We start from the raw sequence: 17,205 nt of genomic DNA on the forward strand, positions 1-17,205 counted from the left end.
TAGCGGGGGGTAGGGATTTGCCGAAGAATAGCTCGTTCTTTTGTCTACCACAACCTCCACCTCACTTTTTTCGGTATGCGTTTGCTCCTCGTCCCGGCGCTGTTGCTGGTCGCCCCTACCCCCCCGGCCGCGGCCCAGGCGGCTATCAAGCCCACGGTTATTCTCTTCGTGGGCAACAGCTTTTTTCACGGGGCTTTTGAGCCGGTGCTGAGCTACAATACGGTGGCCGTGACCGACGAAAACTTCAAGCCCACCGGGCCGCGCAGCGCCCGCGAGCACGCGGATGGGCCGTGGGGCGGCATTCCGGGCATTTTCAAGAAGCTGACCGACGAGGCGGGATTCGATTACGAAGTGCATCTGGAAGCCATCAGCGGGCAGACCTTGCAGTTTCACTACGACAGCGCGCTGGCCGTTATTAAGCAGCCTAAGTGGAATACGGTGGTGATGCACGATTACAGCACCGGGCCGGTACCCACGCGCCACGGCGGCCAGCCGGCGCGGTTTTTCACCTACGCCACCAAGCTGGAAGCCGCCGTGCACCAAGCCAACCCACAGGCGAAAGTGTACCTCTACGAAACCTGGCCGCGGGCCGACCTCACCTACCCCGCCGGCCAAAACTACTCGGGCCTACCCCTCGACTCGATGGGCACTGACCTGCACCGCGCGTATTACCAGGCCGCGGCGCAGGACCACGGTTTCGCGGGCGTGGCCCCGGCCGGCGATGCCTGGCAGCGCGCCATGCGCCAGGGCTTGGCCGACCCCAACCCCTACGACGCCGCCGAGCCCGGCAAAGTAGACCTCTGGGGCCGCGACCACTACCACCCCAGCATTTACGGCTCTTACCTCAACGCCTGCGTGGTACTGGCCGAAGTGACGGGCTACGACCCGCGCCGGCTGGGCAAAAAAGAGGCGGCCGCCGCCGCGCTCGGCATCGCGCCCGCAGTGGCCGGGCGGCTGCAAAAAATTGCCTGGGAGCAGGTGCGGGCGAAGTAGGGTGCGGGGCTTGCCCCCGCCCGGCGTTGAACGACTAGCGCCGGGTCCGTTCAACGCCGGGCGGGGGCCAGCCCCGCACCCTACTTCGCCTGGTGTCCGCTAGCGGACAGTCCACTCGAAAATGGACACTTTCCGAGCAAGTCGGTTTTCATTAATCAAATACAAGCAATTGATTTAAAGCATTTTGCTGAAATGGCACGGCACTTGGCTTTGGTAGGAGCAACCCCTACCCCCTTGCCCGCTCATGGACAGAGTACTTGCCCCTGCTACCCAGCGCCGCCGCCGGCGGCGCGCCTGGCTCCTCGGCCTGGGGGTAGGGGGCGGGCTGCTGGCGGCCGGGCTGGGGCTGCGCGCCGTGGTGCAGCCGAGTTTGCGGCGGGTAGATATCCTGACGGCGACCGTAGAGACCGGCGACGTGGACGCGACGCTCACTGCTGCCGGCACGCTTATTCCGGCGCGGGAGGTGGTCATTACCAGCCCCATTTCGAGCACGGTGCGGCGGGTGGCGCTGGCGGTGGGCGCGCGGGTACGGCCGGGCCAACTCATTCTGGAATTAGATAAAAACCTGGCCGCCTCAGCGCTGGCGAAGCTCGACGATGAGCAGTTGCGCAACCAGAACAAGAACTCGCAATTGCAATTGACGCTGGACCGCAGCCTTACCGACCTGCAAGCCCAGCAGCAAAGCCAGGACCTGAAGGTGAGCAGCCTGGAATCGGCGCTGCGCGACGAGCAGCATTTGCTGGCCATCGGGGGCGGCACCTCCGAGGCCGTGCGCCAGGCCGAGCTGAACCTGCGCACCGCCCGCCTCGAAGCCCAGCGCCTGCGCCGGCAGCTGGCCAACCAGCGCCAGTCCAGCCAGGCCGACCGCCGCGAGCTGGGCTACACGGTATCCATGCAGCGGCGCAGCATTGCGGAGCAGGCCGCCAAGCTGCGGCAGGCCGACATCAGCAGCCAGCTGCCCGGCGTGCTGACCTGGGTGAACGACAACCTGGGCAGCACTGTGCAGGCCGGCGAGGCCCTGGCGCGGGTGGCCGACCTGAGCCGCTACCGCGTGCGCGCCACCCTTTCCGACAGCTACGCCGACCAGCTGCACCCCGGCGATGCCGTGCTGGTGCGCCTCGGCCCCGGCACCGACCTGCCCGGCACCGTGGCCAGCATCAGCCCTGCCGTGGACAAGGGGGTAGTAACCTTCTACGCTACCCTCGCCAACGACCACCACCCCGGTCTGCGCGCCAACCTGCGCGCCGACGTGTTCGTGGTCACCCGCGCCCACCGCAGCGTGCTGCGCCTCAAGAACGGCCCCTTTTACCAGGGCGGGCAGGAGCAGCCGGTGTTCGTGCTGGCGGGGGGTAGGGCCGTGCGGCGGGTAGTGCGCTTTGGGGATAGTAATACGGATTACGTGCAGGTGCTGAGCGGCTTGCGGGTGGAGGAAGAAGTGATTGTGTCGGATACCAAGGGGTTCGTGGATACACCAGAATTGCGAGTGGAGTGAGTTGGGGTCGCCCTCCGCGGCTTACCTCACGGGACCCCTTTGGGGCCGGCCCCCTCTCCTGCGGAGAGGGGGAGCCAGACGATTCTTTATTCAAAATTCATAAGAATTATACCCGTGTTTTTTACCTGTAAAAAATCGTCGCGCCATCAGCAATCGTCCGGCTCCCCCTCTCCGCAGGAGAGGGGGCCGGGGGGTGAGGTAAGCCGGGCAGGGCGACTCCTACTGCTGCTGTTACTTTCCCTAAAAGCCCCCGCCCAAACCCTCACCCTACCCCTGCTCATCCAGCAAACCCTGACCACGGCCGCCCCCGGCCGCCAGGCCCGCGCCGCCCGCGAGGGCGGCTACTGGGCCTACCGCGCCTACCAGGCCAGCTACCGGCCGCAGCTGGCGCTGCAAGGCGTGGTGCCGAGCTTCAACCGGGCCATCATCCCGGTGGTGCAGCCCGATGGCACGACTTCCTTTCAATCAGTGCGTTATAATAACTCGCTGCTGGCGGTGAACCTGACCCAGAACATCGGCCTCACCGGCGCGCAGGTGGTGGTGGGCTCGCAGGTGCAGCGGTTCGATGATTTTATTCGGACCGAGAAACGCTACAACAACCAGCCCTTTACCCTGGGCCTGACCCAGCCGCTGGGCTATTTCAACGCCCTGAAGTGGGCGCGCCGCATCGAGCCGCTGCTGTATCAGGAAAGCCAGCGCCAGTACCTGGAAGACCGCGAGGCCATCGCGCAGCACGTTACGGAGCTGTATTTCGACGTGCTTTTGCAGCAGGTGACCGCCGCCGTGGCCGGCCAGAATGCCCAGGCCACCGCCGAGCTGCTGCGGGTGGGTAGGGAGAAATACCAGCTCGGCCGCCTCTCCCAAAGCGACTTGCTTCAGCTCGAATTGAACCTCCTAAACGCCCAGCAGGCCCAGGCCCAGGCGCTGCTCGATGCCGAAACCGCCACCGTGGGCCTGCGCACCTACTGCGCCCTCCCTACCCCCGACATCACCGCCGCCGCCGCCGGGGCCGCGCCGCTGGCCGTGCCGCCCCCCGCACCCGCCCTGGCCGTGCAGCCGGCCGAGGCGCTAGCCCAGGCCCGGCAGCACCGGGTGGCGGTGCTGGCCCTGCAACGGCGGCAGCTGCAAGCCGCCCGCGACGTGGCCCAGGCCCGCGGCAGCACCGGTCTGCTGGCTACCCTCACCGCCAACCTCGGCTACGTGAACCAGGCCCCCGCCCTGCTCGACAGCTACCGTGCCCTGCAAAACCAGCAGCAGGTGGCGCTGGCCTTCTCCCTACCCCTCGTGGACTGGGGCAAGCGCCGCGCCACCGTCCGCACCGCCGAGCTAACCCAGGACCAAACCGCCGCCGCCGTGAGCCAGGACCAGCGCAGCTTCGAGCAAACCGTGCTCACCCAGGCGGCCCAGGTGCCCGCCCTGGCCCGCCAAACCCGCCTCGCCGCCCGCGCCGACACCCTGGCCCAGCGCCGCTACGCCATCACCCGCGCCACCTACGAGGCCGGCCGCCTCAGCCTCACCGACCTCACCCTGGCCTCGGCCGCCAAGGACCTGGCCCGGCGCGGCTACATTCTGGCCCTGCGGGCGGGCTGGGTGGGGTATTATCGGCTGCGCGGCTTGACGTTATTTGATTTTGAAACCCAACAGCCGCTGGAGTAGGGTGCGGGGCTTGCCCCCGCCCTGGCGTCCGGCTATTATCAGCCACCGCTCCTAAATTATATACTTTTTTCATCTCCCCAAGAGGCCCTGGCGGCCGGGCGGGGGCAAGCCCCGCACCCTACCATGCTACATCCTACCCCCCCGCCCGTCATCCAGCTCACCGGCATTGAGAAAGTGTACCAGACCAGCACCATTGAAACCGTGGCGCTGAGCAACGTCAATATCAGCATCCAGCGCGGCGAGTTCGTGTCGGTGATGGGGCCGAGCGGCTGCGGCAAGTCCACGCTGCTCAGCCTGATGGGGCTGCTCGACGAGCCCAGCGCCGGCACCATTGCCATTGACGGCCGGCCGGTTACCTCGTTTTCGGATAAGGAGCTGGCGGGGCTGCGCAACCACAAAATCGGCTTCGTTTTCCAGAGCTACCACTTAATCAACGACCTCTCGGTGCGCGACAACGTGGAGCTGCCCCTGCTCTACCGGCCGGGGGTAGGCGGCACCGAGCGCCGCCGCCGCGCCCTCGCCGCCCTCGATAAGGTGGGGCTCAATGCCCGCACTGGCCACTTCCCGGCGCAGCTCAGCGGCGGGCAGCGGCAGCGGGTGGCCATTGCCCGCGCCCTGGCCGGCGAGCCCGAAATTATCCTGGCCGACGAGCCCACCGGCAACCTCGACTCGGTGATGGGCGAAGAAATCCTAGACCTGCTGCTGGGGCTGAACCGCGAGCAGGGCACCACCCTCGTCATGGTTACCCACGACGAGCAGCAGGCCCTGAAAACGCAGCGGTTGATTCGGTTTTTTGATGGCCGGCAAGTGGCGTAATTCTGCCCTCTTGTCATTACGAGCGAAGCGCGGCAATCGCACCCAAACGAAACCAGAACGAGCTAGCAGAACGACCGGCGCGGGTGTCGTTCGGGTGCGATTGCTTCGCTGCGCTCGCAATGACAAATGGCTTTTAAACTTAATAATTCCATGCTTCTCTCCTACCTCAAAATTGCCTGGAAGGTCCTGCTCCGGCGCAAGTTTTTCACGGCCATCAGCCTGTTTGGCATCAGCTTCACGCTGATGATGCTGGTGGTGGTGTACGCCCTGTTTGACCACGCGGTGGGCGCGCGCCGGCCCGAGCTGCATACGGACAGACTGCTATTTATCAACCGTATGATACTGCAAGGGCCGGAGGCACAGGGTTCTTCCAGCCTGGGCTACAATTTCTTGCAGCGCTACGTGCAGACGTTGCGCGGCCCCGAAGCTATTTCCATTAGCCATGCCTACCCAACCAACATTGCGCTGTACGTGGGCCAGCAGGTGGTGAAGGCTGACCGTCGCTACACCGATGCCACTTTCTGGCAGGTGCTGAACTTTGATTTCGTGGCCGGCCGGCCATACAACGCGGCCGAGGTACGCGACGCGGCCCACGTACTGGTGCTCAATGAAACGGTGGCCCGTCGCTGCTTCGGCACCGCGACCGCCGCCGTGGGCCAGAGCCTACAGCTCGAAGGCCGCCCCTACCGGGTGGTGGGCGTGGTGGCCGACGTGTCCACTTCGCGCGAGTTGACCTACGCCGAGTGCTGGCTGCCCACTACCACTACCACGGCCGACCTGCGCGACCCCAACTACCAGGGCGAGTTTCAGGCCATCGTGTTGGCGCGGCGGGCTGCCGATGTGCCGGCCATCCAGGACGAATACCAGCGGGTGCTGCGCCGGGTGCCCGTGCCCGACCCGCAGCAATACAAGGAAATTCACTCCTACGCCCGCACGCTGCTAGCTCACTACATGACTAGCAACAGCAATGAGGCCGACCAGGGCGGCAACGCCGGGGCTTTCTGGCGGCGCTGGCTGGGGCTGGGGCTGCTATTTATCCTGCTACCCGCCCTTAACCTGGTCAATATCAACGTGAGTCGCACCCTAGAACGGTCCTCCGAAATTGGGGTGCGCAAGGCTTTCGGGGCCACGGCCGGGCGGCTGGTGGGGCAGTTTTTGGTTGAGAACGTGCTGCTGACGCTGGTGGGCGGGGTGCTGGGCCTGGGCCTGGCGGCGGGAGTGCTGCACCTACTCAATACCAGCCACTTGATTCCTTACGCCCACTTGGGACTGAACGGGCGCGTGTTTGGAGTGGGGCTGGCGCTGGCGCTGGTGTTCGGGCTGCTATCGGGGGCTTACCCGGCTTACAAGATGTCAAAACTACCAGCCAATCAGGCTCTTAAAGGAGAAATTACCGTATGATACGCCACGTAATTACCCTGATGTGGAACCGCCGCCGGGCCAATGCCCTGCTGGTACTGGAGATTTTTCTGGCCTTCGTGGTGCTGTTTGCGGTGGGCACGCTGGGCACCAGCCTATGGCAGAACTACCGCCAGCCGCTGGGCTTCCGCTACGACAACGTGTGGCAGGTAAATATCACCTCCGGCACCCAGTCCAAGGCCGAGGGCCTAGCCACCCTACAACTGGTGCTGGCCAACCTGCGGGCCACCCCCGGCGTGGAAAGCGTGGCCGTGACGGCCTCTAATACTCCCTTTTCCTTTAATAATAGCCTTACTTCGCTCGACTTCATCAACCCGCACACGGGCACCAAGCTAGCCGTTAATAACGTTAACCAATACCCGGTGGGGCCGGAGCTGCGTGAGCTGCTGGGGCTGCGCGTGGTAGCGGGCCGCTGGTTCGACCCAGCCACCGACGCGCTACTAGGTCCCCACCCGGCTGTGGTGATTGACGAACGGCTGCAACGCGCCCTATTGCCGGGGGGCGAATCGGCGCTGGGCCAATTGCTGACTATGAACGAGCAGCAGATGCGGGTGGTGGGCCTGGTGCAGGCCTACCGCACTGACGGCGAGCTGGCCGAGCCGCTGCCCGCTATATTCGGGCCGATAATGCCCCGCGATACGCTGTTTCTACCCACGACGATGCTAGTGCGGGTGCGGGCCGGCAGCGGTGCGACGCTCGAAAAGCGCCTATCCGACGACATCCGCCGCATCGGGCCGGGCTGGTCAAGCACCATTCGCACGCTGTCCGAAATGCACGAGAGCCAGATGAAGCAATTACTGACGAAGCCCCTACTATTGGGCGTGATGAGTGTGTTTTTGCTGCTCAACGTGGCACTGGGACTGTTTGGAGTACTGTGGCTGGCTATCAGTGCTCGCCGCTCCGAGTTGGGCGTGCGCCGGGCTTTGGGAGCACCGGCCGGGGCCATTGCGCGCCTGATAGTAGGCGAAACGCTGGTTTTGACCACCTTCGGGCTGGCGCTGGGGCTGCTGGTGGCGGTGCAGTTTCCGCTGCTGGGCGCGTTCGACGCGCCGGCCGGCGTGTACCTCACGGCGATGGCGCTGGCCGCCGGCGGCCTCTACCTGCTGGCGGCGGCCTGCGCGCTCTACCCCAGCCGGCTGGCGGCGGGCATTCAGCCGGCCGTGGCCTTGCGGGAGGAATGAGGGGGTAGGGCGGGCGTTGGGGTAAGGTTTGGGCGGGTTGGGATAATCTTTTTCTTGAGGCAACTTGCTGCCCGCACCTTTGCGACAACTGGTAGGTGTAGGATATTAATAACCGCCAATTTTTTTCCTACCCTCGTAACGAACGCCTAACTGCCCCGGTACCCGCCCCAAACCCTCAACTCATTAAACCATTCCCTCATCCACCGCATGAAAAATCTCCTGCTCACCGCCCTGCTCAGCGCCGCCGCGCTGGTGCCCGCTTTCGCCCAAAACACGCAGGTGCGCCCCTTGGCCGCCTTCCACGCCATCAAGGTGGGCAGCGGCATTTCGCTCGAACTCACGGCCGGCCATAGTCAGCGGGTGGAGGTGAGCGCCTCCTCGACCGAGGACCGCGACCGCATCACGACCACCGTGAGCAACGGCACGCTCGTCATCAGCTACGACCGGGCGGGTTTGTCGGGGATGTTCCATTCCAGCCGGCAGCTGCGGGTGGCCGTCACCGCCGACCAGCTCACGGCCCTGGCGGCGGGCAGCGGCTCGTCGGTGGAGAGCAGCGGCAACATCGCCGCGGCCGGGAGCTTTGAGCTGGCCGTCTCGTCGGGCGCGTCGCTGCGGGCCGAGCTGGGCACCGCCGCCCTCACCGTGCGCGAGAGCAGCGGCAGCACCGTGGCCCTGAGCGGCCACGCCGCCAGCCTCGACCTGCAAGTGGGCAGCGGGGCCACTTTCAACGGCAAAAACCTGCAAACCGACCGCTGCCGCGCCCAGGCCAGCAGCGGCAGCTCGGTGCGCGTGGCCGTGAAAGACGACCTCGTGGCCGACGCCAGCAGCGGGGCCAGCGTCAGCTACAGCGGCTCGCCGCAGGTAACCAAGCACGTGAGCAGCGGCGGCAGCGTGAGCGGCCACTAATTATCTGAACCACGGATTCGGGCGGATTTTTCGGATTAGTCGGATTTTGTGGACGAGTGCTTAGGCCGCGCCTGAACTACGCCTGGGCCACTTTTACCTTCTGGGGCCTGGGCGGCTTCGCTCGAAAAGGAGCGCGGCTCATCTACAAAATCCGTCAAATCCGTGGTTCAACCTAAAGCGCCGTCCACAAAATCCGACTAATCCGAAAAATCCGCCCGAATCCGTGGTTCAGATAGTAATCGTTGACGACGACCTCGCCATCCGCACTTCGCTGCGGCTGCTGCTCAAGCAGGCCGGCTACGCCCCCGCGGCCGTGGCCGGCCCCGCCGAAGCGCTGGCCGCCGTGCGGGCGGCGGTGCCCGCTTTGGTGCTGCTGGATATGAATTTTTCGGCCGAGACGAGCGGGGCCGACGGGCTGGCGCTGCTGGCGGAGCTGAAAAAACTGGCTCCCACGCTGCCGATTATTTTGCTCACGGGCTGGGGTAGTATTGGGCTGGCGGTGGCGGGCATGAAGGCGGGCGCGGCCGAGTTCGTCACCAAGCCCTGGCAAAACGAGGCGCTGCTCCAGACCATTGCCACCACTTTGCAGCTGGCCGCGCCGGCTGGCCCTACCCCCCCGCCCGGCCGGCAAGCGCTGGACCGGCAGTTTGATTTCAAAAACATTATTGGCGAAGATGCGCAGCTGCTGGCCGTGCTGCGGCAGGTGGGCCAGGTGGCCGCCACCGATGCCTCGGTCTTAATTGAGGGCGAAAGCGGCACCGGCAAGGAGCTGATTGCCGAGGCCCTGCACCAGAACAGCCACCGGCGCGGCGGCCCCTTCGTGAAGGTGAACCTGGGCGGCATCTCGTCGTCGTTGTTTGAGAGCGAGTTGTTTGGGCACCGGCGCGGGGCTTTCACCGATGCCCGCGCCGACCGGGTGGGCCGCTTCGAACTGGCCAACGGCGGCACTATTTTTCTGGATGAAATCGGGGAGCTGGAGCTGGCCAGCCAAGTCAAGTTGCTGCGCGTGCTGCAAGACCGCACCTACGAGATGCTCGGCGACTCGCGCCCGCGCCGCCTGGACCTGCGCGTGGTGGCCGCCACCAATAAAAACCTGGCCGAGCTGGTAGCGCAGGGCCGCTTCCGGGAGGATTTATTCTACCGCCTCAACCTCATCACCCTGCGCCTACCCCCCCTGCGCGAGCGGGCCACCGATATTCCGGCCCTGGCCCGGCACTTCGGGCGGCAGCTGCAAAATACCTACCAGCGCCCCGGCCTGCGCCTGAGTCCGGCCGCCGCCCACTGGCTGCAAGCGCAGCCGCTGCCCGGCAACATCCGCGAACTGAAAAACCTGGTGGAGCGCGCCGCCCTCACCACCCCCCACGACGAGCTAACGCCCGCCGATTTTCAGGCCCAGCCGCTTCCTTCACCCATTCACCTACTCGCTCATTCACCTCTGCCCGCCCCCGGCTCCATGACGCTGGAGGCGCTGGAGGAGGAGATGATACGCCAGAGCGTGGCGCATTATCAGGGCAATTTGAGTAAGGTGGCGCGGGCGCTGGGGCTGAGCCGGGGGGCGCTTTACCGAAGGCTGGATAAGTTCGGGATTCCTTATAATGAGTAGAATAGGTCGCCCTCCACGGGTCACCTCACCCCCCGGCCCCCTCTCCCGTGGAGAGGGGGAGACACGGAGTCAATTAAAATTTGAGAGTTAAAACTCAACCCCATCTCTTAACTCTTCTCTTTTAACTCAATCGTCAGGCTCCCCCTCTCCACGGGAGAGGGGGCCGGGGGGTGAGGTAACCCGCGGAGGGCGACTGCCCGAACTTTACTACCTCACAAAATGCGCCTGCGCCTAGCGCTTTTCCTCCTACCCCTCTACGCCGTGCTGGTGGCGCTGGCGGCGCAGGTGCGCCTAACCAACCCGACCTTATTCATTACCTGTGAGGCTACTATCCTCATCAGCGCCGTCCTGACGTGGCGGCTCTACCAGGACCTGGCCCGACCGACGCGGCTTATCGAGGCGGGCACGGCGGCGCTGGCGGCGCAGGATTTCAACCTGAAATTCATCCCCGTGGGCCAGCCCGAGCTGGACCGGCTCATTGGGGTTTATAACCAGATGCTCGACGCGCTGCGGCAGGAGCGCATTGGCCAGCACGAGCAGAGCGTGCTGCTGGAACGGCTTATCGGGGCCTCGCCGGCGGGCGTGCTGCTGTTCGATTTCGACGGGAATATCACCAGCGCCAACGCGGCGGCGGCGCGGGCGCTGGGCCAGCCCGCTGCCGCGCTGGCCGGGCAAGCCGTGGCGGCCCTACCCCCACCCTGGGGCGCGGTGCTGGCCGGGCTGCCGGCCGGCGAGCCCGCCACGCTACGCCTGCCTACCGGCCACACCTACCGGGCGGCGGCGGCGCACTTCCTCGACCGGGGCTTTCAGCGGCGCTTCGTGGTGCTGGAAGAGCTGACGCAGGAAATATTAGCCGAGGAAAAGCAGGCTTACGAGCGCCTTATCCGGCTGATGGCCCACGAGGTCAACAACTCCATCGGGGCGGTGAACTCGCTGCTAGGCAGCTTCCGGCACTACGCGCCGCAGCTGGCGGCGGCCGACCAAGCCGACTTCACGCAGGCCCTCGACGTGAGCATCGCCCGCAATACGCAGCTCGCCGACTTCGTGGCCGGCTACGCGCGGCTGGTGCGCCTGCCCGCTCCCGCCCCGCACCCCCTCGACCTGCACCAGCTGCTGCGCGACCTCGGCCACTTGCTGGCCGCTCAGAGCGCCGCCCAGGGCGTGGCCTGGCACTGGGAGCTGGCCCACGCCGGCCCCCTACCCCTCGTGGCCGACTCGCAGCTACTGACCCAGGCCCTGCTCAACGTGGCCAAGAACGCGCTCGAAGCCATCGGGCCGGGCGGCGGCCACGTGTGGGTGCGCACCACGGCCGCGCCCCCTACTCTCACTCTGGAGAACGACGGCGCGCCGCTCACGCCCGAAGTGAACCAGCGGCTGTTCACGCCCTTTTTCAGCACCAAGCGCGACGGGCAGGGCATCGGCCTACTGCTGGTACGCGATATTCTGCGGGCGCACGGCTTCGCCTTCCGGCTCGAAACGGGGGCGAACGGCCGCACGGCTTTTAGCATGCGGCTGGCGGGATAGGGCGGCTGTTGGGAAGGCGTCGGGGAGGCGTTGGGGCGGGCTGCTGGCTTTTTTGCCGGCTGTCCGCTCGTCGTAAGAACAAACGGCGCGCACGACGAGCGGACAGCCGGCGAAAAAGCCGGCAGCCCGCCCCGGCACCGCCCAAGGCCCGAATTCTATACTTCCGAAACTGGTAGTCTGCACCCCTACCCTACCCGGCCAGTCGTATCTTTACCCGGCCATGTCGCGCCGCCCCTACCCTACCCCTCACCGTTTGCTCAGCGCCTTGTTGGCGCTGCTGGTGCTGGCTACGTCGGTGGGCCTCACGGCCGAGCGGCATCGCTGCCGCATCAGCGGGCGCAGCACGGTGGCGCTGTCGCTGCCGGGGCTGGCGCAACCGCAGTCGGATGCGCCCACCAAGCGGGGCCAGGCTTGCGGCAAGCGCCGCGCCGACGGCTGCTGCGACGTGAGCCACTCGCAGCACAAGCTCAATGCCCAGAGCGCGGACGCCGGCCTGGCCAAGTGGCTGCCTGCTGCGTCGCCGGCCCTACCCCCGGCTTTGCTGCCAATCCCTTTGTGGACGGGCAAGCTCGTCGCCGCGCCGCTGGCGGTGGGTGTGGCCGTGGGCACGGCGGCCAACTCGTCGCCGCCCGGTGCGGCGCGGGCGGGGCGCGTGCTACTGGCGCGTCACTGCACGCTTATCGTCTAGCTTTTTCTGACAACTACCGACTTGGCTTGGGGCCAGGCGGGTTTTTTGTGTTTCAGAAACAGCTAACTACCAGACGATATGAACCGTGCGAGCGGCTATAGTCCGCGCCTTTTTTTATTCTTACTGAGCCTGGGCCTGCCGCTGTTGAGCCGCGCCCAAAGTGGCGCGGCCGTGCGCGGCGAGGTGCACGAAACCAGCGGCGTGGCCCCGCTGCCCGGCGCGGTGGTGCGCTGGCTGCTGCCGGCCGGGGCCAGCGGCCCCACCACCGCCACCGACGCGGCCGGCGCGTTCGTGCTGCCGTTTCCGGCGCAGGCCAGCCACCGCGTTATCGTGAGCGCGCTGGGCTACGCCGCCGACACGGTGGCCGTGCCCACCACCACTACTACCCCTTATTTGCGCATCAACCTGCGTGGCGGCGCGGCGCTCGGCGACGTGACCGTGACGGCGCGGGCGCTGGCCTACTCGGCCAAGTCGGTGAGCAGCATGCAGACTATCAGCGCCCACGACCTCACCAAATCGGCCTGCTGCAACCTGGCCGAGAGCTTCGAAACCAACGCCGCCGTGGAGGTGAGCACTTCCGATGCCGTGAGCGGGGCCAAGCAGATTCAGCTGCTGGGCCTCGACGGGGCGTATTCGCTGCTGACCATTGACAACCAGCCGGCCCTGCGCGGGCTGTCGGCTCCCTACCGGCTGGGCTACCTGGCGGGGCCGTGGATTGGCAGCATCGACATCATTAAAGGCATGGGTTCGGTGGTGAATGGCTACGAGGGCATCTCGGGCCAGGTCAATATTCAGCTCAAAGAGCCCGACCTCACCGACCAGCTTTTGCTGAATGCCTACGTGAATGACCTGGGCAAATTTGACCTGAACGCGGTGGCTTCGCAGCGCTTCAATAAGAAGTGGAGCAACGTGCTGCTGCTGCACAACGATTACCTGGGCAACCGCGTGGACCGCAACGGCGACGGTTTTCTGGACCTGCCGCTGACCAACCAGCTCAACGCCTACGACAAGGTGAAGTATAAGTCGGGCACCGGCCTGGTGGCCGAGCTGGGGGTAGGGGCCATTCGGGAAACGCGGCAGGGCGGGCAGGTGGGCTTTCGGGAGGGCGGGGCCGACGCCTACCGCGCGGCCTACGGCACCAGCCAGACCACCCACCGCTACACGGCCCAGGCGCGCACCTCATATACCTGGCCGGGCCGGCCGTTTCAGAGCCTGGGCCTGCTGGTGAACGGCACGAGTCATGATTTTACCTCAACGTATTCATACCGGCAGGACACCGGGCCGCGCCAGTACGACGGCCACCAGAACACCGGCCAGGCTACCCTGCTGTTTCAGAGCGTGCTAGGCGACACGCGCCACACCTACCGCACGGGCCTGAGCTTTTTGTACGATGACTACCGCGAGCACCTCGGCGACGGCCGCTCGTACCTCACCGACACGCCCGCCATCGTGGATGCGCGCGAAAACCGCCGCCGCACCGAGCGCGTGCCCGGTGCCTTTGCCGAATACACCTACAACAACGCCCACAACCTGACCGCCGCGCTGGGCCTGCGCACCGACTACCACAACCTCTACGGCTGGCAGGTGACGCCGCGCTTCAACCTGAAATATGACGTGGCGCCGGCCACCGCGCTGCGCGTGTCGGCGGGCAAGGGCTTCCGGGTGCCCAACCCGATTGCCGACAACGCGGCCATGCTGGCCAGCGCCCGCGAGTTCTACATCGGCCCCAACCTGCGCCCCGAAACGGCCTGGAACCTAGGCGGTTCGCTCACGCACTACGTCCAGGTGCTGGGCCGGCCGGCCACGCTGGTGCTTGACTATTACGACACGGTATTCAAGAACCAGCTGGTGGCTGACATGTACACCAGCCCGCAGTTTATCATTCTCGAAAACCTGGAGCCCGGCGCGCGCTCCTTTGCCCGCAGCGCGCAGGCCGAGGTGCAGGCCGAGCCGCTCAAGGGCCTGCAGGTGAAGGCCGCCTACAAGTGGCTCGACGTGCGCAGCACCTACGCCGGCCAGCTCCTGCCCAAGCCCCTGACGCCCCAAAACCGCGCCTTCCTGAACCTGGGCTACGCCTCGGCCTTCGATAAGTGGCGCGCCGACCTCACGGTGCAGTGGTACGGCACCCGCCCGCTGGCCCACCTGCCCGCCGATGGCACGGGCGGCGGCCATATGCACGGCACCGGCACCGCCGGCCTGGCCTATGCCCCGCGCTATGCCGTGGTCAACACCCAGATTACCCGCGCCTTCAAGCGCCTGGAGGTGTATGCGGGCGTCGAAAACCTCACCAATTTCCGCCAGCCTGACCCCATCCAAAATGCCGCTACCCCCTTCAGCAGCGGCTTCGACGCGGCAATGGTGTGGGGACCGGTGTACGGCCGCCTGACCTACGCCGGCCTGCGCTACCGCATCGAGTAGCGCGAACTTTCCAGTTCGTGCGCGAGCGCCAGCGAGCATCCCGCGCAAGTAGGCGTTCGCGCTAAGTGGCGCGGGATGCTCGCTGGCGCTCGCGCACGAACTGGAAAGTTCGCGCTACTTCTCTCGCAACTTATTTCTTCTTTATTTTCTTTTTGATTTCATGAAAGCTCTCGCATTTTCCCTGCTCACGCTGCTGGGCACCGGCACCGCCGCCCTGGCCCAAACCGCCCCCGTGGCCGCCACAACCGCTAAAAAAGGCACCGAGATGGTGCAGTTCAAGACCTCAGCCGTGTGCGATATGTGCAAGGCGCGCCTCGAAAAAAGCCTGGCCTACGAAAAAGGCGTGCAGGCCGCCAACCTCGACGTGCCCAGCAAAGTACTGACCGTCACCTACAACCCGGCCAAAACCACGCCCGACGCCCTGCGCGCCGCCGTGCAGAAAACCGGCTACGACGCCGACCAGCTCACCGCCGACGCCCGCGCCTACGACCGCCTGCCCGACTGCTGCAAGAAAACAACCGCTACCCACTAAATCACGGATTACGCGGATTTTAAACGGATTTCACGGATTTTGTGGACGATTAATACTCGCAGAGCCTACGTAAATCGTCCACAAAATCCGTGAAATCCGTTTAAAATCCGTGTAATCCGTGGTCTTTTTTGAATGATGAAAAACCCGCCTACCCCCCTGCCCGCCGGCAAAGACCAGCTGCACCCGCGCAGCCGCCACCGCGACCGCTACGATTTTGCTCAGCTTGTGCGCAGCAGCCCCACGCTGGCCGCCTTTGTGCGGGATAATGAGTTTGGGGAAGCCTCCATCGACTTTGCCGCCCCGGCCGCCGTGAAGGCGCTGAACCAAGCGCTGCTGCGGCACTTTTATGGCGTGGCGCACTGGGATATTCCGGCCGACTACCTGTGCCCGCCCATTCCGGGCCGGGCCGATTACGTGCATTATCTAGCTGATTTACTGGCTACTAGCAACCTCGGGATTATTCCGGGGGGTAGGGCGGTGCGGCTGCTCGATATTGGCGTGGGTGCCAACTGCATTTACCCCATCATCGGGCACCGTGAATACGGCTGGCGCTTCGTGGGGACCGATACCGACGCCGTGGCCCTGCGCGCCGCCAAAAATATCGTGGCCGCCAATCCCGAGCTGGCCGGTACCATCGACTGCCGCTTGCAACCCGACCCGGCGCACGTGCTGAAAGGCATTATCAACCCCGGCGAGGTGTTCGACGCCACCATCTGCAACCCGCCCTTCCACGCCTCAGCGGCCGAGGCGGCGGCCAGCACCCAGCGCAAAGTGGCTAACCTGGGCCACGCCCGGCGCGCTGCCCCCGTGCGCAACTTTGGGGGCCAGGCCAATGAGCTATGGTCGCCCGGCGGCGAGGAAGAATTCGTGCGCCGGCTCGTGGCCGAAAGCCGGCAGTTCGCCCGCAGCTGCTACTGGTTTACTACCCTCATCTCCAAAAAAACGACGCTGCTCAGCATACAGTACTTCCTCAAGCAAGCCGAAGCGGTGGAGGTGCGCACCATTGAAATGGCGCAAGGCCAGAAGAAAAGTCGCTTCGTAGCCTGGACTTTTCTAACCGAAGAGGAGCAGGCGACCTGGCGCGCCACGCGCTGGGAATCAGTTAAGAGTTTAAAGTGAAGAGTTAAAATACAGTCTGAACTGATTTTAGCTCTTCACTTTTAACTCTTAACTCTCAACTCACTTAGTCCGCCACAGGCGCCACCAGGGTAGGTAGGGCTGGTCGTGGTGCTCGTAGTGGTAGCCGAAAAAGTAGCAGCTCGCGAAGGCCCAGACGTGGTGCCGCAGCTGGCTGCGCGACTTGTGCTTGTTGTCTGCTTCGTGTTCGCCGCGGTGCGGCAGGTAGGTGCCGAAAAAGAATAATTGCAGCGTGGCCAGGATGGCCGGCACCATCCAGAAGGCGATGACATTGGCCTGCGGAAACCAGATTTTCAGCACGTTATACGTGGCGGCCATCGCCAGCACCTGCCACCAGGTCACGTAGTTCCAGGCGAAGCGTAGCAGCCAGGGCAGGAAGCCGGGGTGGTCAGTGGGGTGAAAATCGGGGTCGGCCTCGGTGCCCACGTGGCGGTGGTGGTCGTGGTGCTTGGGCAGCTGGTTTGGAAACCAGTTGTAGGCAAACAGCAGCGCGCACACCGTACCGATGGCATTATTCAGGCGCTTATTGGGGCTCACCACGCCGTGCATGGCATCGTGCGCCGTGATGTAAATACCAGTGTATAAGTGCGTTTGCACCAGCGCCAGCAGGTAGGGCGCGGGCGAGTGCCAATCGGGCCGGTAGCCGGCCAGCAGAAACGCCAGCAGCCCGGCCCAGCTCAGCATAATGAGCGCCGCCGACACTACCCCCTTGCCGGCCAGTGGCGCGGGCGCCACGCGGGCGGGCAGCGGGGCAATAAGTTGGGCGGACTGGCTGAGCATGGGCAACGGGGCACCCCAGGTGGGGACTAGGCAAATAACACTTCACAAACTAATTTGTCG

General features: G+C 65.2%; 14 protein-coding genes. 13 read left to right on the forward strand and 1 reads right to left on the reverse strand.

The genetic code is table 11. The features are described from left to right. Nucleotides 1–75: 75 nt before the first annotated feature. The 13 genes from A0257_09350 (at nt 76) to A0257_09410 (ending at nt 16,347) form a co-directional block, all read left to right on the forward strand. Entirely contained in the window at nt 76–993 is a 918-nt protein-coding gene (locus A0257_09350) for a hypothetical protein (protein ID AMR27284.1), read from the forward strand. Between the two features lie 244 nt (nt 994–1,237). After that, nucleotides 1,238–2,485: an RND transporter gene (locus tag A0257_09355; GenBank protein ID AMR27285.1), complete on the forward strand. Its 1,248-nt coding sequence runs from the start codon at nt 1,238–1,240 to the stop codon at nt 2,483–2,485. A gap of 114 nt (nt 2,486–2,599) precedes the next feature. Beyond that, complete coding sequence (locus tag A0257_09360) at nt 2,600–4,141, forward strand: hypothetical protein (protein AMR27286.1); 1,542 nt, start codon at nt 2,600–2,602, stop codon at nt 4,139–4,141. A 123-nt stretch (nt 4,142–4,264) separates the two neighbouring features. Further along, on the forward strand, nt 4,265–4,957 hold the full coding sequence (locus A0257_09365) for a macrolide ABC transporter ATP-binding protein (protein AMR27287.1): 693 nt from the start codon (nt 4,265–4,267) through the stop codon (nt 4,955–4,957). A gap of 126 nt (nt 4,958–5,083) precedes the next feature. Beyond that, nucleotides 5,084–6,358: a hypothetical protein gene (locus A0257_09370; GenBank protein ID AMR27288.1), complete on the forward strand. Its 1,275-nt coding sequence runs from the start codon at nt 5,084–5,086 to the stop codon at nt 6,356–6,358. Next, nucleotides 6,355–7,557, forward strand: coding sequence for a hypothetical protein (locus A0257_09375; protein AMR27289.1), 1,203 nt, complete (start codon nt 6,355–6,357; stop codon nt 7,555–7,557). The genes A0257_09370 and A0257_09375 overlap by 4 nt, the downstream gene beginning before the upstream one ends. 207 nt (nt 7,558–7,764) lie before the next feature. Next, nucleotides 7,765–8,463, forward strand: coding sequence for a hypothetical protein (locus tag A0257_09380; protein ID AMR27290.1), 699 nt, complete (start codon nt 7,765–7,767; stop codon nt 8,461–8,463). Between the two features lie 232 nt (nt 8,464–8,695). Next, nucleotides 8,696–10,066 carry a sigma-54-dependent Fis family transcriptional regulator gene (locus A0257_09385; protein ID AMR29696.1) on the forward strand — a complete coding sequence of 457 codons (1,371 nt, stop codon included), beginning with the start codon at nt 8,696–8,698 and terminating at the stop codon, nt 10,064–10,066. 219 nt (nt 10,067–10,285) lie between these two features. Then, nucleotides 10,286–11,590 (forward strand): histidine kinase, encoded by a 1,305-nt coding sequence (locus A0257_09390; protein AMR27291.1) that lies wholly within the window; start codon nt 10,286–10,288, stop codon nt 11,588–11,590. Between the two features lie 220 nt (nt 11,591–11,810). Further along, nucleotides 11,811–12,278: a hypothetical protein gene (locus tag A0257_09395; protein AMR27292.1), complete on the forward strand. Its 468-nt coding sequence runs from the start codon at nt 11,811–11,813 to the stop codon at nt 12,276–12,278. A 78-nt stretch (nt 12,279–12,356) separates the two neighbouring features. Next, nucleotides 12,357–14,696 carry a hypothetical protein gene (locus A0257_09400; protein ID AMR27293.1) on the forward strand — a complete coding sequence of 780 codons (2,340 nt, stop codon included), beginning with the start codon at nt 12,357–12,359 and terminating at the stop codon, nt 14,694–14,696. A gap of 214 nt (nt 14,697–14,910) precedes the next feature. Continuing rightward, entirely contained in the window at nt 14,911–15,228 is a 318-nt protein-coding gene (locus tag A0257_09405; GenBank protein ID AMR29697.1) for a hypothetical protein, read from the forward strand. 135 nt (nt 15,229–15,363) lie between these two features. Beyond that, a complete protein-coding gene (locus A0257_09410; protein ID AMR27294.1) occupies nt 15,364–16,347 on the forward strand; it encodes a 23S rRNA (adenine(1618)-N(6))-methyltransferase in 984 nt (327 codons plus the stop codon). Between the two features lie 60 nt (nt 16,348–16,407). Here A0257_09410 and A0257_09415 read toward each other — a convergent pair whose 3' ends face one another. Then, nucleotides 16,408–17,049 (reverse strand): fatty acid desaturase, encoded by a 642-nt coding sequence (locus A0257_09415; protein AMR29698.1) that lies wholly within the window; start codon nt 17,047–17,049, stop codon nt 16,408–16,410. Nucleotides 17,050–17,205: the final 156 nt, after the last annotated feature.

This window comes from Hymenobacter psoromatis, from assembly GCA_001596155.1.
GTDB lineage: Bacteria > Bacteroidota > Bacteroidia > Cytophagales > Hymenobacteraceae > Hymenobacter.

Bases quoted from the DNA above. Each gene is read 5' to 3' on its own strand.
- A0257_09350 (AMR27284.1), top strand. From the start codon at position 76: ATGCGTTTGCTCCTCGTCCCGGCGCTGTTGCTGGTCGCCCCTACCCCC.
- A0257_09355 (AMR27285.1), top strand. From the start codon at position 1,238: ATGGACAGAGTACTTGCCCCTGCTACCCAGCGCCGCCGCCGGCGGCGC.
- A0257_09365 (AMR27287.1), top strand. From the start codon at position 4,265: ATGCTACATCCTACCCCCCCGCCCGTCATCCAGCTCACCGGCATTGAG.
- A0257_09370 (AMR27288.1), top strand. From the start codon at position 5,084: ATGGCTTTTAAACTTAATAATTCCATGCTTCTCTCCTACCTCAAAATT.
- A0257_09375 (AMR27289.1), top strand. From the start codon at position 6,355: ATGATACGCCACGTAATTACCCTGATGTGGAACCGCCGCCGGGCCAAT.
- A0257_09380 (AMR27290.1), top strand. From the start codon at position 7,765: ATGAAAAATCTCCTGCTCACCGCCCTGCTCAGCGCCGCCGCGCTGGTG.
- A0257_09390 (AMR27291.1), top strand. From the start codon at position 10,286: ATGCGCCTGCGCCTAGCGCTTTTCCTCCTACCCCTCTACGCCGTGCTG.
- A0257_09395 (AMR27292.1), top strand. From the start codon at position 11,811: ATGTCGCGCCGCCCCTACCCTACCCCTCACCGTTTGCTCAGCGCCTTG.
- A0257_09400 (AMR27293.1), top strand. From the start codon at position 12,357: ATGAACCGTGCGAGCGGCTATAGTCCGCGCCTTTTTTTATTCTTACTG.
- A0257_09410 (AMR27294.1), top strand. From the start codon at position 15,364: ATGAAAAACCCGCCTACCCCCCTGCCCGCCGGCAAAGACCAGCTGCAC.
- A0257_09415 (AMR29698.1), bottom strand. From the start codon at position 17,049: ATGCTGAGCTGGGCCGGGCTGCTGGCGTTTCTGCTGGCCGGCTACCGG.